Source organism: Streptomyces sp. NPDC048196, assembly GCF_040652715.1.
Classification (GTDB): Bacteria; Actinomycetota; Actinomycetes; order Streptomycetales; family Streptomycetaceae; genus Streptomyces; species Streptomyces siderophoricus.
On the sequence record NZ_JBEZMM010000008.1, the window covers coordinates 28,571 to 46,491 of the forward strand.

The following is a 17,921-nucleotide window of genomic DNA, read 5'->3' on the forward strand; positions in this document are numbered from 1 at the left end:
ACCTCGGCACCGCCCCGGCTGTCCCCCCGTCAGGCCGTCCCGCACACCCGTGAGGTGACCCCGTGTCCCGTCCTTCGGTACCCCGCATCGGCCGCACCCTCGCCGGACTCACCGCCGTCGCCGCCTGCTCGGCCGGGCTGCTGGCCTCCCCGGCGCCCGCCTCCGCCGCCCCCGACCCGGGCCGCGCGTCCGACCCGGCGCCCGCCGCCGGCCCCTACCCGAACCTGGCCCCCACTCCCCCGATGGGCTGGAACAACTGGTCGTACTACACCTGCCACGTCGACGAGAAGGTGGTGCTCGACAACGCACGGGCACTGGTCCGTTCGGGGCTGGCGCACCGGGGCTACCGGACCGTCACGGTCGACGACTGCTGGATGGCCAAGCAGCGCGGCCCCAAGGGCGAGCTGCTGCCGGACCCGGTGAAGTTCCCGCACGGCATGGCTCACCTGGGGCAGCAACTGCACGCCATGGGGCTGAAGTTCGGGATCTACGAGGACGTCGGCACGCTCACCTGTGAGAAGTACCCGGGCAGTCTCGGCCACTTCGCCGAGGACGCGAAGCTGTTCGCGAGCTGGCAGGTGGACTACGTCAAGGCGGACGGCTGCAACGTGCCCACCACGCCGGGACACAGCAAGGAGGAGACCTACCGGGACCTGTACGGCCGGATGAGCCGCGCGCTGCGGGCCGGCGGCCGGCCGATCACCTTCTCGGTGTCCGCGCCGGCCTACTTCCAGTTCGACGGCGACAGCGTCTGGCACCGGGTCATCGGCTGGTCGTCCCAACTGGGGAACCTGTGGCGGGGCGGCAGGGACGTGGCGCTGCAGCAGAGCACCCCGGCCGCCAAGTGGTCCTCCATCGTCTACAACTTCCACTACAACGCGAACCTCGCCGATCTGCAGCGCCCCGGACGGTGGAACGACCCGGACTTCCTGCTGGCCGGGGACTCGGGGCTCAGCCGGGACGAGATGCAGAGCCAGATGTCGCTGTGGGCGATGATGGCGGCGCCGCTGATCTCCAGCACGGACCTCGGCAAACTTTCTCCGGAGGCCCTTGCGGTGCTGGGGAACGCGCACGTCATCGCCGTCGACCAGGATCCGCTGGGGGTCCAGGGGCGCATCGTTGCGCAGGACGAGCACTCGGCCGTCCTGGCCAAGCCGCTGCAGAACGGCGACCGGGCGGTGGCCCTGTTCAACTCCGGTGACACGCCGCGCACGCTGTCGGTCACCGCGGGCGCGGCCGGGCTGCCGGAGGCGTCCTCGTACCGGCTGCACGATCTGGTCACCGGTCACCGCAGGCACAGCGACGGGGACATCGTGGCGCGCGACGTGCCGGCGCACGGCACGGTGCTGTACCGGGTGACGCCGGCCGACTGAGCGGCCTGCTAGGCCCTGTCGTCAAACTCCCGTCGTTCGCCCGGAGGGCGGGCCTCGCGGCGTCTGGTGCGTGCGATCGCAAGGCGGAGGGTCATCCCGGTACTGGGCGTACCGGGATGAGCCCGACAACGGTGGGGGTACCCCCACGCCGTTCAGGCGTGGGGGAGAGCGTGCGTGCCAGGCGTCGCGAGGCAGGCGGGAGTTTGACGACAGGGCCTACGGGCGGTGCGCCGCGCGCTCCCGGCGGAGGGCGGCGATCCGGCGGTGCAGGGCGGCCGCCTCGTCCTGGCGGCCGAGTTGTTCCAGGCACTGGGCGAGGTCGCTCTGGCTGGCCAGGGTGTCGGGGTGGGCGGCGCCCAGCGCCCGGGTGCGGGCGTCGGCGACCCGGCGGTAGCGGTCCAGCGCGTCGTCCCAGCGACCCAGCCAGCCGAGGGCCACGGCGGTCTCCCGGAGGCTGACCAGCGTGTCGGGGTGGTCGCGGCCGAGCACCCGCTCGCGGGCCGCGGCCACCTCCTTGGCCTCGGCGAGCGCCTCCGGCCAGCGGCCCAGCCGCCCGAGGTTGACGCCGAGGCCGTGCCGGGCGCGCAGGGTGTCCGGGTCGTCGTCGCCCTGGGTGCGGGTGCGGGCGGCGACCAGGTCGTGGTAGAGCATCAGCGCCTCGGCGCTGCGGCCGAGCCGGCCGAGGCCGATGCCGACCTCGGAGCGGGCGTCGAGGGTGTCGGGGTGGTCGGGGCCGAGCGTGGCCGTACGGGCCGCCGTCACCTCCTGGTAGGTGCGCAGCGCCTCGGCCCACTTGCCCAGCCGGCCGAGGACATGGCCGAGTTCGTAGCAGGTGGTGAGGGTGTCGGGGTGGTGGGCACCGAGGACCCGGGCCCGGGCCGCGGCCACGTCCCACGTCATGGCCCGGCAGTCCTCCAGCCGGCCCAGCCGGCCGAGGTTGCGGGCGAGGTGGTGACGGCAGTCGAGGGTGTCGGGGTGGTCGGGTCCCAGGGTGCGTTCCTGGGCGGCCAGCACCTCGGCGTAGATCTGGTGGGCCTCGAAGTACCGGCCGTCCTCCCCCAGGGCCCGGCCGGCCGCGAGACGGGCGGCGAGGGCGGTGCGGCGGTCGTCCGGGGGTGCGGGGCTGGCGATCCCGGCGGCCACGGCGGCGTCGCCGGACCGGGGGTCGCCGCCGCCGGTCCAGGCGTCGGTGAGGACCGTGCCGGCGCGGCTCGGTACCGAGCGGGGCGGGCGGTGGGCGGGGCCGGCCGGTGAACCGGGGGTGATGCCCTCCGTCCAGGCCGGCAGGGCGGGGACCGTGCCGTCGTGGTCCTGGCGGGCGTCGGCGAGGCGTTTGGCCAGGTCGTCGGCGTCGCGGGGCCGCTCGTCGGGGTCCTTGGCGAGCAGTTGGAGCACGATCCGCTCGTAGGCCGGGGGCAGGTCGGGGCGCAGGGAGCGCGGCGGGGTCGGCGCGGTGTCCCGGTGTCCGACGAGCACCGCCCAGGCGTCACCGAGGTCGAACGGCGGGACGCCGGTGGCGAGTTCGTACAGCACACAGCCGAGGGAGTACAGATCGCTGCGGTGGTCGACGGGATGCGCGCCGATCTGCTCGGGCGACATGTAGTGCGGGCTGCCCATCGCGACGCCGGTGCCGGTGAGCCGGGCGGTGAAACCGATGTCGTGGCCCAGCCGGGCGATGCCGAAGTCACAGATCTTGACCGTGCCGTCGGCGGTGCGGACGATGTTCGCCGGCTTCAGGTCGCGGTGCACCACGGCCTGCCCGTGGGTGTAGGCGAGGGCGGCGGTGACCTGTTCGGCGATGTCGATGACGTCCGGGACGGGCAGCGGCTGGCGCCGGTTGTCGTCGAGCAGCTGGCTGAGGTTGCGGCCGGTGAGCAGCTCCATGACGAGGAAGAGGGTGCCCTGGTCCTCGCCGAAGTCGTGGACGACGGTGATGCCGCGGTGCTGGAGGGCGGCCGCGACCCGGGCCTCGCGGCGGAAGCGCTCGCGCAGGACGTCGAGGAACTCCCGCTCGTGCCGGGGCCCCAGCGGCTTGAGGCACTTGACGGCGATCTGCCGGCCCAGTGCTTCGTCGCGGGCCCGCCAGACCTCGCCCATGCCGCCGCGCCCGATGGTGCCGAGCAGCCGGTACCGCCCCTGGATCAGCCGGTTCTCCGCCATCGTCTGTCGCCGCCCCCGTCCCCGCCCTCACGACCAGCCGCGTCGCTCCCCCTGCCCGTCCAGTATGGCGGCGGCACGGCGCAGCTTGTAGGCCGACGGGCGGGTGTCGGGCCCGAGTCGGGCGACGGCACGCAGGATGTGCCGGGGCGGCAGCTGCCGGCGGACGGTGGGCGGAATGGCGCGAAGCAGACGGCCGGTGGCGCGCAGACGGCGGGTGACGGTGGCGGGCGGCGGCGCCGGGCGCCCGTAGAGCCGGTGGGCGTACGCCGGGAGGGAGTCGTAGGCGAGCCGGGCGACCCACGGCCAGAGCACCGCACGGGCCGGGACGAACCCGGCGGGCACCGGCGGACGGCGGAGGAACGCGTCCACCTCCCGGGCCTCGGGGGTCGCCGCGAGCCGGGGCCGGACCCGTGCGAAGTACGCGGCGAGCGCGGCGCGGTCGCCGGGGACCCGCGCCGGATCCAGCCCGACCAGCCGGCCGCTCTCCCGCTGTTCGCGCAGGTAGATGTCGGCCAGGGCGTCGGTGAGCGGACAGCCGGAGCGGCGCAGCACCTGGAGGTAGGAGTCGACCTCGGCGCAGTGCACCCACAGCAGCAGCTCCGGCTCGTCGATGCGGTACCGCTCGCCGGTGGCCGGGTCGGTGGCGGTCAGCCTCCGGTGCAGTCCGCGGACCGCGGCACCGGCCCGTTCGGCGGCGTCGGTGGTGCCGTACGTCGTCGTGCCGACGAAGTTCGCGGTACGCATCAGCCGGCCCCAGGCGTCGTGCCGGAAGTCCGAGTTCTGCAGGACGCCCCGCACCGCGCGGGGATACAGGGCCTGCAGGTAGAGCGCGCGGATCCCGGCGATCCACATCAACGGGTCACCGTGCATCTGCCAGGTCACCGACGAGGGGCCGAAGAGACCCGGGTCACCTGCGCCCACCACACCTCCCACGTCCGGCGCGGCCCCGAGGTGCCCGTCACCCGGCCGGGCCGTCGGCCGCACCCCTCCATTTGCTCACACTGCACCCGCCGGGAGAAGACCGGCGGGCGCAGCCGGGCGCCCGCCGGCCACCGGCGCCGCCCCGGCCCCGCCCCGCCCCGCCCCGCCCCGCCCCGAAAGCCCTGCCGTGGCGAGGCCGAACGGTTCTGCATATCCTTGAAAGTCCCTGAAGGGAATGTGTGCCCGCCGGTCCACCTGCGCGGTTCGGCCGCGGCGGACCCTCTCGGCTGTGCCGCTCGCGGGTGTGGTGCCCCTGGCGCGCATGGTGACCCGTCGGCATTCGACGGAGGTCGGTTGCATGGACCTCAACACCCTCACCGAAGTCGTCCGCCGGCCGTCCGACCGGCCGGGCGCGGACTGGCGCGAGGGCGACGCCTGGCTCGCCGGCGGCACGTGGTTGTTCTCCGTGGAGCAGCCGGACCTGCGTCGCCTGATCGACCTGACGGCGTTGCGCTGGGAGCCCCTCGTCGCGGGCGAAGCGGGCCTCGACATCGGTGCCACGTGCACCATCCGCGACCTGTACGCCTTTGCGCCGCCCGGTGATTGGACGGCGGGCGGCCTCCTCGCGCAAAGCTGCGAGGCGTTTCTCTCCTCGTTCAAGGTCTGGAACGCGGCGACGGTCGGCGGCAACATCTGCATGTCGCTGCCGGCCGGCCCGATGATCACGCTGACGGTCGCCCTGGAGGCGCGGTACGAACTGTGGGCTCCTGACGGGTCCGCGCGGGCCGTCGACGCCCTCGACTTCGTCACCGGTGACCACCGCAACGTCCTCGCCCCTGGCGAAATCCTGCGGCGCATCACCGTCCCGGCGCACGCCCTGCGGAAACGCTCCGCACACCGCCGCTTCACGCTGACCCGGCTCGGCCGTTCGACGGTGTTCCTGATCGGTACGCAAACGCCGGGAACGAGCGACCTGCTGCTCACCGTCACGGCCGGCACCACCCGGCCGGTGCGCCTCGCCTTCGACACGATGCCCGATGCCCGGACGCTGCAGCAGAGCATCGATGTCATTCCCGCCGACGTCTGGTTCGCCGACCCGAACGGGACCCCGGACCACCGCCGCCACCTGACGCGGCACTTCGCCGAGGAGATCCGTCGCGAACTCATGGCTGGGTGCCCGGCATGACGTACACCGTGAACGGCCGGCGCTTCGCCGAGGAACCGGGTCCCGGGCAGTGCCTGCGCACGTTCCTCCGCTCGCTCGGCCAGTACGGCGTCAAAAAGGGCTGTGACGCGGGCGATTGCGGTGCGTGCACGGTGTGGCTGGACGGCGATCCGGTACACAGCTGCATCACCCCGGCCTTCCGCGCGGACGGTCATGAGGTGACGACGATCGAGGGGCTCGGATCGCCCGGCACTCTGCATCCGATGCAGCGGCAGTTCCGCGACGCCCCCGGCTTTCAGTGCGGTTTCTGCACCGCGGGGATGATCATGACGTCGGCGACCTTCACCGAGGCCCAGAAGGCGGACCTGCCGAGGGCGCTGAAGGGCAACCTCTGCCGCTGCACCGGATACCGGGGGATCGAGGACGCCGTGAAGGGCGTCACCGGTCTGGAGACGGCCGCGCCGGGAAAGGCCGTCGGGACGAGCGTCGGGGCGCCGGCGGGCAACGAAGTGGTGACCGGACGCGCCGAGTTCACGATGGACACCCACCTCGACGGCATGCTGCACCTCAAGGTGGTGCACTCGCCCCACGCACACGCCCGGATCGCGTCGATCGACAAGACCGCCGCGCTCGCCGTCCCCGGCGTGCACCGGGTCTACACCTGGGAGGACGTGCCGAACAGGCGCTTCACCACGGCGATCCACACCGACCATCTCGTCGATCCCGACGACACCCGGATCCTCGACGACACGGTCCGCTTCGTCGGCCAGCGCGTCGTCGCGGTGCTGGCCGACACGGTCGCGGCGGCCGAGGAGGGCTGCCGGAAGGTCGTGGTCGAATACGAGCCGCTGCCGGCGGTGTTCGACCCGGAAGAGGCCATGGCCGAGGGGGCACCGCCACTGCACGGCTCGCACGACCCCTTCGTCCGCGACCCCGCCCACAACATCCTCCTGGAGCTCCACGGGCACGTCGGCGATGTCGAGGCCGGGTTCGCCGAGGCCGACGTGGTGCACGAAGGCACGTACTTCTCTCCGCGCGTGCAGCACGCGCATCTGGAGACCCACGGCTCGATCGCCTGGATGGCCGACGGCCGGCTGAACGTCCGCACCAGTTCGCAGTCGCCGTCGATCGCGAAGGCCAAACTGGGGTACCTGTTCGCGCTGCGTCCGGACCAGCTCCGGGTGTTCTGCACACGCGTGGGCGGCGGCTTCGGCGGCAAACAGGAAGTGATCTCGGAGGATCTGGTCGCGCTCGCCACCCTGGACACCGGGCGCCCGGTCTGCTTCGAATTCACCCGCGAGGAGGAGTTCACCACGGCGTCCCCGCGGCATCCGATGTCGTTGACGGTCAAACTCGGCGCGAAGGCGGACGGAACGCTCACGGCGATCCAGGTCCGCAATGTGTCCAACACGGGTGCCTACGGCAACCACGGTGGCGAAACGCTCTATGCGGGCGGCGCCGCCGTCATGATCTACCGCTGTCCCAACAAGAAGTACGACGCCTACTCCGTCTACACGAACACCGTCCCTAGCGGGGCACTGCGGGGTTACGGGATGACGCAGCCGGCGTACGCGGTGGAGTCGGCGATGGACGAGCTGGCTCGCGCCGCGCACATCGATCCGCTCGCACTGCGGCGCCGCAACCTCGTGCGCCCCGGTGATCCGCTCATCGCGATGAGTGCCGGCCCGGACGACGTGTCGTTCAGCGAGGACGGCTTGGCGAAGTGCCTCGACCTGGTGGAAGAGGCCCTGGCCCGGACGGCCGACGAGCCCTCCCCCGGCCCCGGGTGGCTGGTCGGGACCGGCGTCGCGAGTTCCCTGCACGAGACCGCGCCGCCGACGGAGCACGTCTCCGAGGCGTGGGTCACGCTGGGCGACGACCTCGTGTACGAACTCGCCGTCGGCACCGTCGAATTCGGCGAGGGCACGTCGACCGCGCACGTCCAGATCGCGGCCAACCAGCTGGGCACGACACCGTCACGGATCCGCCTGGTCCAATCCGATACCGACCGCACCGGCTTCGACACCGGCGCCTTCGCGAGTGCGGGGCTCTTCGTGGCGGGCAACGCGGTCCTGCGGGCGGCCAATGCCGTGCGCGACCGCATCCTGGAATTCGCCGCCGCCCATACGGGCGTCCACCTCGTGCTGTGCTCGTTGCACGACGAGGGGGTCGTCTGCGGCGAACGGCGCCTGTCGCTGGCCGAACTCGTCGCGCTGGCCCGGGCACGCGGCATCCGCTTCACCGCCGCCCGCAAGGCCTACGGATCGCCCCGGAGCGTCACCTCCAATACGCAGGGGTTCCGCATCGCCGTCCATCGGGTGACGGGCGAGATCCGGATCCTGCACAGCGTCCAGGCGACCGACGCCGCCGTGGTCATCAATCCCGCACAGGTCCGCGGGCAGGTGGAGGGCGGCGTCGCCCAGGGAATCGGCTTCGCGCTGACCGAGAATCACCACGTCGACACGCACGGCGTCATGGTCAACCCGAATTTCCGCAACTACCGCATCCCCACCTACGCCGATGTCCCCCGCACCGAGGTGCTGCTGGTGGAGTCGTCGGATTCCGTGGGGCCCCTGCGGTCGAAGGGGATGGCGGAATGCTGTATCAACCCGGTGGCCCCTGCCCTGGCGAACGCGCTGCACGACGCCACGGGCGTCCGATTCCGGGCGCTGCCGCTGACTCCGGAACGCATCTACCGCCGGCTCAACGAGAGCCGGTCGGTACCGGCGGCGTGAGCACAGGGACGGGCTGAGCAGATGACCACGGAAAAGCTCGACGACGCCGCCGCGACAGCGATCGTCGGCCAGAAGGTGCTGCCCGGACGGGAGCGGGAGTACGAGGCGTGGCAGGAGGACGTCAACGCCGCCGCCGCCCACTACGCCGGTTTCCTCGGCGCCGAGATCTCCCGGCCGACGCCCCGGCAGCCGGACTGGACCGTCGTCTACCGCTTCGATTCGATAGCCCATCTGCAGGCCTGGATCAACAGCGCCACCCGGCAGCGCTTCCTCGACACCGGCCGCACGTTCTTCGACGGCCCCGCGACCCAGCAGGTCGTCAGCGGCGGCAGCCGGCCGGCGGACCCCCTGGTGACCGTCGTGGTGACGCACCGCGTCCACCCGGACCAGGTGGACGACTTCCTCGATTGGCAGCGCCGCATGGACCAGGAGGAGAGCGCATTCGAAGGTTTCCGCGGAACCGAGCTCTTCCGTCCGGTCGAGGGGCTCCAGGACGAATGGACCACGCTGTACCGCTTCGACAACGCCGAGCACCTCGATGCCTGGCTGACCTCGGCCGAGCGGCAGGAGGTGCTCGCCGAGGGCAGCAAGTTCAACGACTTCAGGCTGCGCACGATCGACAACTCGTTCGGCAGCTGGTTCGCCTTCGACGAGAACGGCAGACAAGCGCCACCGCCCTCCGAAACCAAGTCCGCCGTCGCGGTCTGGGTCGGCCTGTACCCGACCGTGGTGCTGCTGACGCTCGCCCTGGCGCCGCTGGGCATGCCGCTCTGGCTCGGGCTGCTCGTGGGCAACCTGCTGTCGAGCTTCATCATGAGCTTCCTGACGATGCCCCACTACGTGAACCGGCTGCTGAAGCGGTGGCTGCGGCCGCCGCCGGACGCACCGCGGGCCAGAACCAACCTCGTCGGCCTCGGCGTCGTCGCCGCGGTGATGGCCTTCTGGGCCGTCGTCTTCTACGTCGTGACGACCCAGATCTGGACGCTGCCCTGACCCTCAGCGGCGCACCCGCGGCATCCCCAGGCCGATCCAGGCGATGATCTCGCGCTGGATCTCGTTGTTGCCGCCGCCGAAGGTGAAGATCACCGCGGAGCGGTAGCCGCGTTCCAGTTCGCCGTGCAGGACGGCGCCCGCCGAGCCCTCCTTCAGGGCGCCCGCGGCGGCGACGACCTCCATGAGCCAGGCGTAGGCGTCCCGCCGCGCCTCGGAGCCGTAGACCTTGACCGCGGAGGCGTCCTGCGGGGTGAGGGTGCCTTCCTGGAGGGCGTTCACCATGCGCCAGTTGAGGAGCTTCATGGCGTCCAGCTTGGTGTGGGTCTGCGCGAGGCGGCGGCGGACCCAGGGCAGGTCCACGACGCGGCGGCCGTCGGCGAGCTTGGTCCCCGTCGCCCAGCGCTGTACGTCGTGCAGGGCGCGGATGGCCATGGTGCCGTGGGCGGCGAGCGTGACGCGTTCGTGGTTGAGCTGGTTGGTGATCAGCCGCCAGCCCTTGTTCTCCTCGCCGACGCGGCGCGAGACGGGGACGCGGATGTTCTCGTAGTAGCTCGCCGTGGTGTCGTGCGAGGCGAGCGTGTTGATCAGGGTGCAGGAGTAGCCGGGGTCACAGGTCGGCACGAGGAGCATGGTGATGCCCTTGTGCGGGGGCGCGTCGGGGTCGGTACGGACGGCCAGCCACACCCAGTCGGCGGTGTCGCCGTTGGTGGTCCAGATCTTCTGGCCGTTGACGACGTAGGTGTCGCCGTCGCGTACGGCCCTGGTCTTCAGCGCGGCCAGGTCCGTGCCCGCTTCGGGCTCGCTGTAGCCGATGGCGAAGTCGATCTCGCCGGAGAGGACGCGCGGGAGGAAGTACGCCTTCTGCTCCTCGGTGCCGAACTGCATCAGCGTCGGTCCGACGGTGTTGAGCGCCATCAGCGGCAGCGGGACGCCGGCCTGGGCGGCCTCGTCGAAGAAGATGAACTGTTCCATCGCCGTCATGCCGCGTCCGCCGTACTCCTTCGGCCACCCCACGCCGAGCCAGCCGTCCGCGCCGAGCCGGCGGATGGTCTCGCGGTAGAACCGCTTCTGCCCGGCCGGATCGACGTACCGGGCGGAGGCGTCGTTCGGCACCAGCTCGGCGAAGTAGGTGCGCAGCTCGGCGCGCAACTGCTGCTGCTCGGGGGTGTATTCGAGGTGCACGGCCCCTCCAGGTCGTCCGGTGGTCCGGTCGTCCGCCCGGCGGGCCGTCCGTTACTGACGGTCCGTCGGTTCACGGATCGGGGGCACAGTAGAACTTGTTGCAGAAATTCGGAAGGGCGCGGGCGGGCGGGCGCACGAAGGCCCGGTGCGGCACCTGCGGGTACCGGACCGGGCCTGGGTGCCGGGCGCCATCAGCCCACGGCGTGCTTGGCCGCGTTGTTGTGGGGCGCGATCCGGCCGCGCTGCACTTCCTTGCAGTACTTGACGGAGCCGTTGTTGGTCACGTACTTCGCCGCGACCCAGGTCGCGCGCCCCTCGCCGGTCAGGTACCAGACGCTGTTGCCGCCGACGGGCTGGGTGCGGACCTTGCACACCAGGTTGACCTGGGCGCGGTGCCGGAGGTAGCCCTTCACCGAGGCGTCGGTGCTCGGGTACTGACGCTCGCTCAGGCCCATCTTGGCGGTGATGACGCCGTACGGTTTGGCGGTCGGGCCGGGCGCCGCCTGGGCCGGGGCCATGGCGGACAGCGTCGCCCCGAGGGCGAGCGCCGTGGTCAGTGCGCCCGCGCCGGCGGCGAGCTTCCTGCCGCGGACCGCGAGGAATTCGGTCGTGGACATGGGGGTCTCCTGTTCTTGACGCGCGATGCCACCCATTGGTGCGAAGTGGACATTACGCGCAAACCACCCCAAGAATGTGGTGAAACGACGAACAGGCCGCCGATCGTGTGACAGTCAGCCTTCGGTGCCCGCGCGGTGGATGCCGAAGGAGGCCCCCTGCGGGTCCCGGACCACCGCGATCCGCGGGCCCTCGGGCACGTCCGTGGGAGGCACCAGCAGCATCCCGCCGGACTCCGCGGCCCGGGCCGCGGTCCCGTCGACATCGGCGACGGCGAAGTACGGCAGCCAGTGCGCCCGGACGTCATCGGGGTAGAACTCGTCCAGCGCGCTCAGCCCGCCGAAGTCGGCGCCGTCGATGCCCCACTGCGGATAGTCCTCGTGGGTGCCCACGGACCAGCCGAAGACCCGGGTGTAGAAGTGCTTGGCGGCCTCCTCGTCACGGGTGGCGAGCTCCACCCAGCCCAGCGAACCGGGCGCGTTGAGCAGTGCCGCGCCGGGGAAGTCCCGGGCCTGCCAGACCGAGAACAGCGCGCCCTCCGGGTCCGCCAGCACCGCGAAACGGCCCTGCTGGAAGACGTCCATCGGTGCCATCAGCTGCCGCCCGCCGGCCTCGGTGACCGCCGCGGCCAGCGCATCGGCGTCCCGGGTGGCGAACGAGACGGTCCAGGCGGTCGGCTGGCCGGGGGCGTAGAGCGGGGTGACCGCGGCGACCGGGGCGGCGCCCAGATGGAAGACGGTGTACCCGCCGGCCTCCGGGCGCAGGTCCGTTTCGGCGCGCCAGCCGAAGACCTCGCGGTAGTAGACCTTGGCGGCGTCGACGTCCGAGGTGCCCAGCTCCACCCAGCAGGGCGCGCCGGGGGTGGGCTCGGTGATCTTCACGGTGGGTTTCCGTCTCCGTGCGGTGCCGGTGGCTGTCCGTACGCTGCCGATCGTCCGACGGGCGGGCGGGGGCCGCAACCGGAGCTCCGCGCACCGGGCGTCGAGCCGCTAGGCGTTGCCGGCCGTCATCCGCAGGTGGCGCAGCGAGCCCGCCGGGGCGTCCGGGGCGAGGGCGTTGGCCAGGCCGCGGGCGGCCGCCTCGGCGGCGTCGGCGGAGCGGGGCAGCAGTACGGCCTCGTAGGCGCGCAGGGCCGCGTCCCGGTCGGGGTGCCGGACGAGGGCCAGGGCGAGTTCGCTGCCGTCGAGCATCGCGAGGTTGGCGCCCATGCCGGAGAACGGCGTCATCAGGTGGGCCGCGTCGCCGACCAGCGTCACGCCGGGGGTGTGCGCCCAGGTGTGCGGCACCGGCAGGGCGAACAGCGGCCGGTTGACGAATCCGTCGTCGTTGTCCGTCAGCAGCGCCAGCAGCCGGTCGTCCCAGCCGGCGAACCGGCCGAGCAGCGCGGCCCGTACCGCCCCGGTGTCCGTCATCGTCACCCCGGCCTCCAGGGCCCAGTCCTCCGAGCCCCGGAAGGCGGCGTAACCGCGGAGGTGGCCGCGGCTGTTGCGCTGGACGATCAGCGCCCGGTCGGCGGCGGACGCCATCATGCTGCCGCCGCCGACCAGGTGGGCGATCGCGGGGTGGCGGGCGTCGGCGTCGTCGAAGGAGAACTCGACGAAGGTGACGCCGGAGTAGTGCGGGGTGGCGTCGGAGAGCAGCGGGCGGACCCGCGACCAGGCGCCGTCGGCGCCGATGACCAGGTCGAACTCCTCGGTGTGGCCGTCGTCGAATTCCGCCTTGTGCCGGCCGTCGCCCAGCGGATGCAGGGCGCGCAGGTAGTGGCCCCAGCGGACGGTGCCGGGCGTGAGGGAGTCCAGCAGCAGCCGGCGCAGCTCTCCCCGGTCGATCTCGGGGCGCTCGGTCACGTCCGCGGTCGGGGCGTGCCGGAAGAGCAGGGTGGCGTCACGGCCGTAGAGCCGCATCTCCTGCCCTTCGGGGCGGGCCAGGGCGGCGAACTCCTCGTACAGACCGGCCGTGCGCAACGCCGTCTGGCCGGTGGCCGCGTGCAGGTCCAGGGTGCCGCCCTGCGGCCGGGCCCCGGCGGAGGCGTCCCGGTCGAGGACGGTGACCGGCAGGCCGTGCCGCTGGAGGACCCGGGCGCAGGTCAGCCCGCCGGGGCCGGCTCCGATGATCGCGATGCGGGGAGGGGTGGTGGGATGCATGGACCACAGAAAAGCACATCGGATGTGAAAGTACAACAACTGTACTTTTCGTGTTGCTGTACCTTCGGTGCGGGTCTCCTGGACGGGCCTCACGCGGCCCCGGGTCCGGGTGTGTGGTCGCCGTAACGACGGATGATCGCCTGGTGTGACACGTGGTTAACGGGCCCTTCGTAGGGTCGGTGCCCAGCTTCCGACCACGAAGGGGACCGTCCGTGACCGCAGCGGAAACACCGGCAGAGCACCTCACGCAGGTGCGCACGGCGTGCCAGTACTGCGGTGTCGGCTGCGGGATCGTGCTGGAGGTCGCGACGGACGGGGACGGCCGGCGGACCGTGCGCCGGGCCAGCGGGGACAAGGCCCATCCGGCGAACCACGGCCGGCTCTGCACCAAGGGCGCGACCAGCGCCGAACTGCTCAGCGCGCCCGGCCGGCTGACCGGCGCCCTGGTCCGCGGCGACCGGGGCGACGAACCGGTGCCCACCGCCATGGACACCGCGATCAAGCAGTCCGCCGCCCGGCTGCGCGAGATCGTCGACGCGCACGGCCCGGACGCCGTCGCGCTCTATGTCTCGGGGCAGATGACGCTGGAGGCGCAGTACCTGGCGAACAAGCTCGCCAAGGGGTTCCTGCGCACCACCCACATCGAGTCCAACTCCCGGCTGTGCATGGCGAGTGCGGGCAGCGGCTACAAGCTGTCGCTGGGCGCGGACGGCCCGCCCGGCTCCTACGAGGACCTCGACCGCGCCGACGTGTTCCTCGTCATCGGCTCCAACATGGCCGACTGCCATCCGGTCCTCTTCCTGCGGCTGCTGGAACGGGTCAAGGCCGGCGCCAAGCTGATCGTGGTCGATCCCCGGCGCACCGCCACCGCGGCCAAGGCGGACCTCTTCCTGCAGATCGCGCCCGGTACCGATCTGGCGCTGCTGAACGGGCTGCTGCACCTGCTGGTGGAGAACGGCGACATCGACGAGGAGTTCATCGACGGGCACACCGAGGGGTGGGCGGAGATGCCCGCGTTCCTGGCGGACTACCCGCCCGCGAAGGTCGCCGAGATCACCGGGATACCGGAGGCGGAGCTGCGCCGGGCGGCCGAGTGGATCGGTGCCGCGGGTGACTGGACGAGCTGCTGGACGATGGGGCTGAACCAGAGCACCCACGGCACCTGGAACACCAACGCGCTGATCAACCTGCACCTGGCGACCGGCGCGATCTGCCGCCCGGGCAGCGGCCCGTTCTCGCTGACCGGCCAGCCCAACGCGATGGGCGGCCGGGAGATGGGTTACATGGGCCCGGGGCTGCCCGGCCAGCGGTCGGCGCTGGTCGCCGAGGACCGCGCGTTCACCGAGGAGTTGTGGGGCCTGGCCCCGGGGACGCTGCGGGCGGACGACGGCGGACAGGGCACCGTCGAGATGTTCCGGCGGATGGCGGACGGGGACATCCGGGCCTGCTGGATCATCTGCACCAACCCGGTCGCCTCGGTCGCCAACCGCCGCACCGTCATCGAGGGCCTGGAGGCCGCGGAGTTCGTCGTGGCGCAGGACGTGTTCGCGGAGACCGAGACCACCGCGTACGCCGATGTGGTGCTGCCGGCCGCCATGTGGTCCGAGTCCGAGGGCGTGATGGTCAATTCGGAGCGCAACCTCACGCTGGTGGGCCGGGCCGCCGATCCGCCCGGCGAGGCCTGGCCGGACTGGCGGATCATCGCGCGGATCGCCTGCGAGATGGGCTATGCGGACGCCTTCTCCTACGACAGCGCGGAGGAGATATTCGAGGAGCTCAAGCACGCGGGCAATCCGCGGACCGGGTACGACCTCCGCGGAGTGAGCTATCCGCGGCTGCGCGAGACGCCCGTGCAGTGGCCGAGCGCGGCCGCCGACGGGCCGGACCGCAATCCGGTGCGCTATCTGAACGACGGGGCCGGCCGGGAGCCGGTCGTACGGCCGGACGGCAGCCGCCCCCGGCTGGTCTTCCCCACCGCCAGCGGGCGGGCCGTGTTCTTCGCCCGTCCGCACCTGCCGGCGGCCGAACTGCCCGACGACGACTTCCCGTACCTGCTCAACACCGGCCGGCTGCCGCACCAGTGGCACACCCTGACCAAGACCGGCAAGGTCGCCAAGCTGGGCAAGCTGAACCCGGGGCCGTTCGTGGAGCTGCATCCCGAGGACGCCGAGCGGCTGGGCGTGGTGGAGGGCGATGCGGTGGAGGTCGCCTCCCGGCGCGGGCGGGCGGTGCTGCCGGCCGTGGTGACCGACCGGGTACGGCCCGGGAACTGCTTCGCGCCGTTCCACTGGAACGACCTCTTCGGTGAGTACCTGAGCGTCAACGCGGTCACCCATGACGCGGTCGATCCGGTCTCCTTCCAGCCCGAGTTCAAGGCGTGTGCGGTCGCGCTGACCAGGGTGCCGGGAGGCGCCGGCCACGCGGAGAGCGCGGCGCTCCCGGGCGCGGCGGCGGGCCCGGACGCGGAACCCGGCGGCCCGGCGGACCGGGCGGGGGGCGGTCCGGCGGGCGGCCCGGGCGGCGGCGCCGCGGGGGGCGCGGTGGCGGTCCTGACCGACCTCTTCCGGCTGACCGACCCCGCCCCGCCGGCCCTGGCCGAGCACGAGCGCCGCTATCTGTCCGGCTTCCTCACCGGGCTGGCGTCCCGTCCGTCCGGCGGTACGCCGGTACTGCCCGCCCACGCGCCGTTCGGCGCGGACACCGCGCTGTGGGTGAACGGCGTGCTGGCCGGGATGTTCTCGCGGACCGCGGACGAGCGGACCGGGACGGCGGCGCAGCACGACCCTTCGCATACGGATGACGACTCGTCAGATTCCGCTGCCCGTACGGTGATCGTGCTGTGGGCCTCGCAGACCGGCAACGCGGAGGAGGTCGCCGCGGACGCCGCCCGCCGGCTGAAGGGCAGCGGACGGGAGGCGACGCTGGTGAGCATGGCCGACAGCACCCCGGCCGCCCTGCCGCGCACCGCGGACCTGCTCATCGTGACCAGCACCTTCGGCGACGGCGAGGCCCCCGACAACGGCTCCGGCTTCTGGGACACGCTCAACGCGCCGGACACCCCGCGGCTGGAGGGCCTGCGCTACTCGGTCCTGGCGCTGGGCGACTCCTCGTACGACGACTTCTGCGGCCACGGGCGGCGGCTGGACGCCCGGCTGGCGGAGCTGGGCGCGGTCCGGCTGGCGCCGCGCACGGACTGCGAGCCGGACTACGCGCAGCCGGCCGGGCAGTGGCTCGACCAGGTGCTGCGGGCGCTGGAGGAGGGATCGGCGGAACCGGCGGCCGACGGGCACACCGGGACGCCACCGGCCCCGGCCAGCCCCGCCACCCCCGCCGCCCCCGCCAAGGACCCCACCGTCACCGCCCGGCTCGTCGGCAACGATCTGCTCAGCCGGCCCGGCGCCACCAAGGAGGTGCGCCGGTTCACCTTCGACACCCGGGACGCCGAGGGGGTGCCGCTGGCGTACGAAGCCGGTGACGCGCTCGGGGTGCAGCCGCTGAACTGCCCGGAGCTGGTGGCGGAGTGGCTGGATCTGACCGGTCTGGACCCGGCGGCCCCGGTGGACGTCGACGGGGTGGGCACGGTGGCGTTCGGCGAGGCGCTGCACCGCCATCTCGACATCACCCGGATCACCCCCGCGCTGCTCCGGCTGGCCGCCGAACAGACCGGGGACCGGACGCTGCGGAAACTGCTGCGGCCCGGCAACAAGGGCGAGCTGGACCGGTGGACCTGGAGCCGGCAGGCCGTCGACGTGGTGGCCGAGCACCGGGTGCGGGCGGACGCACGGGAATGGGCCGCGCTCCTGCCCCGCCTGCGGCCGCGGCTGTACTCCGTCTCGTCGAGCCCGCTGACCGACCCCGCGCTCCTCCGGCTGACGGTCTCCGTGGTCCGCTACGAGAACCGGCAGGGCCGCCCGCGCAAGGGCGTGGCCTCCGCGTTCCTGGCGGATGCCGAGCCCGGCAGCCCGGTGGAGATCTTCGTGCGGCGCAGCGCACACTTCCGGCCACCGGCCGACCCGGCCACGCCGATGGTGATGGTCGGGCCCGGCACCGGCGTCGCGCCCTTCCTCGGCTTCCTCGACGAGCGGCGGGCCCGCGGCCACCGCGCCCCCAACTGGCTGTTCTTCGGCGAGCAGCGCCGCGCCACGGACTTCTACTACGAGGAGGAGCTCGGCCGGCTGCACCACGACGGACTGCTCACCCGGCTGGACACCGCCTTCTCCCGCGATCAGCGCGCCAAGGTCTACGTCCAGGACCGGATGCGGGAACACGGCGCCCAGCTGTGGTCCTGGCTGCAGGACGGTGCGCACTTCTACGTGTGCGGCGATGCCTCGCGGATGGCCAAGGACGTCGACCGCGCGCTCCGCGAGATCGCGGTGGCCCACGGCGGCCTGACGGAGGACGCCGCCACCGGGTACGTCAAACAGCTCGCGGCCGAGAAGCGGTACGTGCGGGACGTGTACTGACGGCTGCGCCGCTCCACCCCGAGGGCCGGGCCCGAACGGCTCCGCGTTCCCCCTCCTGCTGCCTCCCCGCTGCCTCCCCGCTGTCCTTCCTCTGCCTTTCCTCTGTCTTTCCTCCGTCTTTCCTCCGCGGACGAGGTTTCCGCCCCGAACGGGCCGAGTACCCGCATGGG

The 17,921-nt window shown here is 72.6% G+C and carries 11 protein-coding genes; 5 read left to right on the plus strand and 6 right to left on the minus strand.

Features of this window, described 5'->3' with window-relative positions; genetic code table 11:
• The first annotated feature begins 62 nt into the window (after window positions 1–62).
• Window positions 63–1,373, plus strand: a complete 1,311-nt coding sequence (locus tag AB0E02_RS11800; RefSeq protein ID WP_362137862.1) for a glycoside hydrolase family 27 protein — start codon at window positions 63–65, stop codon at window positions 1,371–1,373.
• 216 nt (window positions 1,374–1,589) lie between these two features.
• On the opposite strand, the gene AB0E02_RS11805 is transcribed toward AB0E02_RS11800, so the two are convergent.
• Both AB0E02_RS11805 and AB0E02_RS11810 read right to left on the minus strand, forming a co-directional pair.
• The gene (locus AB0E02_RS11805; RefSeq protein ID WP_362137863.1) at window positions 1,590–3,533 is read right to left on the minus strand and encodes a serine/threonine-protein kinase; all 1,944 of its coding nucleotides are present in this window, start codon (window positions 3,531–3,533) and stop codon (window positions 1,590–1,592) included.
• Window positions 3,534–3,560: 27 nt separating this feature from the next.
• The gene (locus tag AB0E02_RS11810) at window positions 3,561–4,403 is read right to left on the minus strand and encodes an oxygenase MpaB family protein (protein WP_362138117.1); all 843 of its coding nucleotides are present in this window, start codon (window positions 4,401–4,403) and stop codon (window positions 3,561–3,563) included.
• 409 nt (window positions 4,404–4,812) lie between these two features.
• Here AB0E02_RS11810 and AB0E02_RS11815 point away from each other — a divergent pair, with 409 nt between their 5' ends.
• The 3 genes from AB0E02_RS11815 to AB0E02_RS11825 are packed head-to-tail and all read left to right on the plus strand — an operon-like array spanning window position 4,813 to window position 9,347.
• Window positions 4,813–5,640 (plus strand): FAD binding domain-containing protein, encoded by an 828-nt coding sequence (locus tag AB0E02_RS11815; protein ID WP_362137864.1) that lies wholly within the window; start codon window positions 4,813–4,815, stop codon window positions 5,638–5,640.
• Complete coding sequence (locus AB0E02_RS11820) at window positions 5,637–8,354, plus strand: molybdopterin cofactor-binding domain-containing protein (RefSeq protein ID WP_362137865.1); 2,718 nt, start codon at window positions 5,637–5,639, stop codon at window positions 8,352–8,354. Before AB0E02_RS11815 ends, AB0E02_RS11820 begins: the two co-directional genes overlap by 4 nt.
• Window positions 8,355–8,375: 21 nt before the next feature.
• Window positions 8,376–9,347 (plus strand): antibiotic biosynthesis monooxygenase, encoded by a 972-nt coding sequence (locus tag AB0E02_RS11825; RefSeq protein WP_362137866.1) that lies wholly within the window; start codon window positions 8,376–8,378, stop codon window positions 9,345–9,347.
• A gap of 3 nt (window positions 9,348–9,350) precedes the next feature.
• Here the strand turns inward: AB0E02_RS11825 and AB0E02_RS11830 are convergent, their stop codons facing one another.
• The 4 genes from AB0E02_RS11830 to AB0E02_RS11845 form a co-directional block, all read right to left on the minus strand.
• The gene (locus AB0E02_RS11830; protein WP_362137867.1) at window positions 9,351–10,529 is read right to left on the minus strand and encodes an acyl-CoA dehydrogenase family protein; all 1,179 of its coding nucleotides are present in this window, start codon (window positions 10,527–10,529) and stop codon (window positions 9,351–9,353) included.
• Window positions 10,530–10,720: 191 nt separating this feature from the next.
• The gene (locus tag AB0E02_RS11835; RefSeq protein ID WP_351536598.1) at window positions 10,721–11,146 is read right to left on the minus strand and encodes an SH3 domain-containing protein; all 426 of its coding nucleotides are present in this window, start codon (window positions 11,144–11,146) and stop codon (window positions 10,721–10,723) included.
• A 114-nt stretch (window positions 11,147–11,260) separates the two neighbouring features.
• Window positions 11,261–12,025 (minus strand): VOC family protein, encoded by a 765-nt coding sequence (locus AB0E02_RS11840; RefSeq protein ID WP_362137868.1) that lies wholly within the window; start codon window positions 12,023–12,025, stop codon window positions 11,261–11,263.
• Between the two features lie 108 nt (window positions 12,026–12,133).
• Window positions 12,134–13,288 (minus strand): NAD(P)/FAD-dependent oxidoreductase, encoded by a 1,155-nt coding sequence (locus AB0E02_RS11845; RefSeq protein WP_362137870.1) that lies wholly within the window; start codon window positions 13,286–13,288, stop codon window positions 12,134–12,136.
• Between the two features lie 212 nt (window positions 13,289–13,500).
• Between AB0E02_RS11845 and AB0E02_RS11850 the strand changes: the two genes are divergently transcribed.
• On the plus strand, window positions 13,501–17,751 hold the full coding sequence (locus AB0E02_RS11850) for a bifunctional nitrate reductase/sulfite reductase flavoprotein subunit alpha (protein ID WP_362137871.1): 4,251 nt from the start codon (window positions 13,501–13,503) through the stop codon (window positions 17,749–17,751).
• The last annotated feature ends 170 nt before the right edge of the window (window positions 17,752–17,921 follow it).